The following is a 4,065-nucleotide window of genomic DNA, read 5'->3' on the forward strand; positions in this document are numbered from 1 at the left end:
GTCCCGGGCCGCCGCCCGCCGGGGCGCCGGCGGCGGGTCCGGCGCCGGCACGGGCGCCGGCTCCTCACTCTCCGCCAAGGCCCGGAAGGCCGCCGATGCGGTGCTGACCGGGGATCACGTGCCCAGCCGCAAGGCCCTGCTGGTGCGGACCGGTGCCGGGGTGGCCGCGCTGGGGGTGCTGGTGGCGGCCGGGCTGATGGTCGGCACCGAGGGCGGTGGCGGCAGCGCGGCGGCGAGCAGCGGCGGCGAGCCGGGCTTCGCGGTGGCGCACACCCGGGCGTGGGCCGCGCAGCCCGCCGCGGCCGGTCCGGCCGGGGGCGACGACACGCTGATCGGCAGCTGGCTGCTGGCCGACGCGGTGGTCCGGGCCGACGGCTCCGGGGTGCACGCGTACGACCGGGCGGGCGGCAAGCCGACCTGGTCGGTGGAGCCGCCGGCCGCCGGGGCCGTCCCGTGCGGGCTGTCGGCGGGGGTGAACCAGGCCGGCCTGGGCGCGGCGCTGTTCCGGCCGCAGGCCGACCCGAAGAGCCCCTGCACGCTGGTGGCCGCCGTGGACACCAAGACCGGGAAGACCGCCTGGACCAAGGCGCTCTCGGACACCAAGGGCGCCTACTCGGCCCGGATCGGCGTCACCGAGGACAAGGTGGTCGGCGTCGGCGACGACCGGGTGGTGGCCTGGGACTCGGCCGACGGCAAGGACATCTGGCAGTACACCGGGCAGGGCAAGTTCTGCACCCTGTCCGGCGGGGTCAGCGGCAGGACCGTGCTGGTCGCCTCCTCCTGCGCCGACTCGACCCCCGCCGACCAGGCCGTCGCGTTGAACACCGCGGACGGCAAGGTCGGCTGGTGGCGGGGCCTGAACAACCAGCCGAAGACGGTGACCGTGCTCTCCGCCGAGCCGTCGGTGGTCCTCACCACCGGTGAGAAGCCCGAGGACGACCGGGTGTTCGCCTGGGGCGCGGGCGGCGACCCGGCCGCCGAGATCCCGGTGGCCGCCGAGGGCGGCCGGCTGGACGTCGCCCACGGAGCGTTTTCGGCCACTCCCGGGGTGTACTTCGAGGGCCGCACGATGGTCACCACCCTCGCTCCGTCGAACGGCGGCGGGCCGGTGGCCGCGGTCGGCTACGACCTGGACACCGGCAAGCAGCGCTGGAAGGCGCCGACCGCCGCCAAGGGCGCCGTCCGGGCCGTCGGCGTCGACGGCGGGTCGCTGGTGCTCGCCGCCGACGAACGCCGCGACCAGCCCGCCCGCCTCAGCCGGTTCCCGCTGGCGGGCGGCCGGGAGGCGACCGGCGGGAACTTCCCGCCCGGTACGGGCTCGCTCCTGATCTCCGGTCGGGTGCTGATCGGCGGCGGGCAGGTCGTCGTGGTGCCCGAGCACTCGACCAACTACGGCACGGCGGCGGGGTACCAGGCGAAGGACTGAGGCCTCCGCGCCCTGGTCCCGCCTCCGTGCCCTGGTCCCGCGTCCGTGCCGCACTGCCGTCGGCGAGCGTGTCCTCCGAGTGGGTCGAGCGTGTCCTCACGCCGCCGGGACGGGCCGGCCCGGTACGGCCGGCAGCCAGTCGGCGAGGTCCCGGACCTCCGAGCCGCGCAGACCGAGCGCAAGCATCAGGCTGGCCTGCGGCGTGGGCACGAACGGGCGGCGCAGCAGCGTCATCCCGGCCTGCTCCGGCGTGCGGTCCGCCTTGCGCTGGTTGTCCTCCGCGCACGCGGCGACGGTGTTGATCCAGCTGTCGGCGCCACCGCGCGACCTGGGCTGGAGGTGGTCCACCGTGGTGGCCCGCCGGCCGCAGTACGCGCACAGGTGCTGGTCCCGGGCCAGGACACCCCGCCGCGACCACGGAGCCTGTTGTCGGAACGGCACCCGTACGTACCGTTGCAGTCTGATCACCCGTGGCACCGGGACGGTCACGCCCGTCCCCCGGATCGAGCGCAGCGGGTGCGCCTGCTCCACCACCGCCTTGTCCTGGAGCACCAGGACGACGGCGCGCTGGAGCGACACCGTCGTCAGGGGCTCGTAGCTCGCGTTCAGAACCAGCGTGTTGCGCACTCGGCACACCCTTCCTCCGGGCGTGCCACGGCGGCACGACCGTCTCCACACACGTCACTGCCGCCGCACGGCGGTGGAACCACTCTGAATGGGCCCGCAGCCGTCGAACAACGGAATTTCCGGTATCGGGGAGGGGCCGGGAGAGGGAGCCGGGACGGGGGCCGACCGGCCCGGCGGGGCGCCTCGGGGAAAACTCGCTGGCCGGAACCGCGTAGGCTCTATCAGGCTGGAGTCGTACCGACCCGGGGCCCGACCGAACCGGGCCAGCACCGGGCGGACGCCCGATCGAAGGAGAAGCGTGACCGTGACGGACATCGTCGACGAGCTGCAGTGGCGTGGGCTGATCGCCCTTTCCACTGACGAGGACGCACTGCGCAAGGCGTTCGCGGACGGCCCGGTCACGTTCTATTGCGGCTTCGACCCGACGGCCCCCAGCCTGCACCTCGGCAACCTGGTGCAGATCCTCACCATGCGCCGCATCCAGCAGGCGGGGAACCTCCCGCTCGGCCTGGTCGGCGGCGCCACCGGCCTGATCGGCGACCCGAAGCCCACCGCCGAGCGCGTGCTCAACGACCCCGAGACGGTGGCCGGCTGGGTCGAGCGCCTGCGCGGCCAGATCTCGCGCTTCCTCGACTTCGAGGGCCCGTACGCGGCGCGCATGGTGAACAACCTGGACTGGACGTCCGGGATGTCGGCGATCAGCCTGCTGCGTGACGTGGGCAAGTACTTCCGGGTCAACAACATGATCGCCAAGGAGGCCGTCGCCCGACGGCTCAACTCCGACGCGGGCATCAGCTACACCGAGTTCAGCTACCAGATCCTCCAGGGCATGGACTACCTGGAGCTGAACCGCCGCTACGGCTGCAGCCTGCAGACCGGCGGCAGCGACCAGTGGGGCAACCTGACCGCCGGCACGGACCTGATCCGCAAGGCCGACGGCAAGTCCGTCCACGCGCTGGCCACGCCGCTGATCGTCAAGGCCGACGGCACCAAGTTCGGCAAGACCGAGTCCGGCACGGTCTGGCTCGACCCCGAGCTGACCACCCCGTACGCCTTCTACCAGTTCTGGCTGAACGCGGACGACCGGGACGTCCCCACCTTCCTGCGGATCTTCAGCTTCCGCTCGAAGGAGGAGATCGAGGAGCTGGAGCGCGAGACCGCCGAGCGCCCGGCCGCCCGCCTCGCCCAGCGCGCCCTCGCCGAGGAGCTCACCACGCTGGTGCACGGCGCGGAGCAGTACGAGCGCGCGGTCGCCGCGTCCAAGGCGCTGTTCGGCCAGGGTGACCTCGCCGACCTGGAGGCCCCGACGCTGGCCGCCGCCCTGGCCGAGGTGCCGAAGGCCGAGGTGTCCGAGCTCCAGACGGTGGTCGACCTGCTGGTCGCCGTCGGCCTGTCGCCGAGCCGCTCGGCCGCCCGCCGGACGATCAAGGAAGGCGGTGCCTACCTCAACAACGTCAAGGTGACGGACGAGGAGGCGGTGCCGACCGAGGCCGACCTGCTGCACGGCCGCTGGCTCGTGCTGCGGCGCGGAAAGCGGAACCTCGCGGCGGCGGAGCTGGTCGCCGCTGGCTGACCGGTCGACGAACCGGTCGACAGACCGGCCAGGCTGGGGCCTGGCTGAAAGCACACCCGCTCTGAGCTGCGGCTTTGAGCACCGAGGGCCGGATCTGGACAGATCCGGCCCTCGACGTTTGACGATGTCGTCCGGGTGGCCTAGTGTTGAACGAGTCGCTGGAGCGGCCATCCCACTCAGCAAGACCCACTCTCACTCTGATCCCCATGAAAATGGGCTCGTTGGCGTTCCCGTCAACCGGGGTGAGCGTGAATTTCGAGTGACGCTCGGAATGAGCTAAAGTGGTGGACGCCGCGAAAAGCGGACCCGGCCAGTTCGGGAAATCGGATGAATGAAACTCCGGAAAACGGAGCGGAAAACATCTGATAAGCTGGAAACACGAAAGAACGAAGCCCGGAGGGCCTGCTGGAAGGCGGTCCGAAGGAAGCGTCCGTTCCTT

General features: G+C 72.3%; 3 protein-coding genes. 2 read left to right on the top strand and 1 reads right to left on the bottom strand.

The window, feature by feature from the left end; translation table 11 throughout:
• Positions 1-1,426 (top strand): PQQ-binding-like beta-propeller repeat protein (locus ABZW03_RS38235; RefSeq protein WP_355269097.1); only part of this gene is annotated, 1,426 nt, incomplete at its 5' end.
• Between the two features lie 96 nt (positions 1,427-1,522).
• Here the strand turns inward: ABZW03_RS38235 and ABZW03_RS38240 are convergent.
• Positions 1,523-2,053 (bottom strand): HNH endonuclease, encoded by a 531-nt coding sequence (locus tag ABZW03_RS38240; RefSeq protein ID WP_355269098.1) that lies wholly within the window; start codon positions 2,051-2,053, stop codon positions 1,523-1,525.
• Positions 2,054-2,357: 304 nt separating this feature from the next.
• Between ABZW03_RS38240 and tyrS the strand changes: the two genes are divergently transcribed.
• Positions 2,358-3,626 carry a tyrosine--tRNA ligase gene (tyrS, locus tag ABZW03_RS38245; protein WP_355269100.1) on the top strand — a complete coding sequence of 423 codons (1,269 nt, stop codon included), beginning with the start codon at positions 2,358-2,360 and terminating at the stop codon, positions 3,624-3,626.
• Positions 3,627-4,065 lie beyond the last annotated feature (439 nt).

The sequence above is a fragment of the Kitasatospora sp. NPDC004799 genome (assembly GCF_040609095.1).
In the GTDB taxonomy this organism is placed as follows: Bacteria; Actinomycetota; Actinomycetes; order Streptomycetales; family Streptomycetaceae; genus Kitasatospora.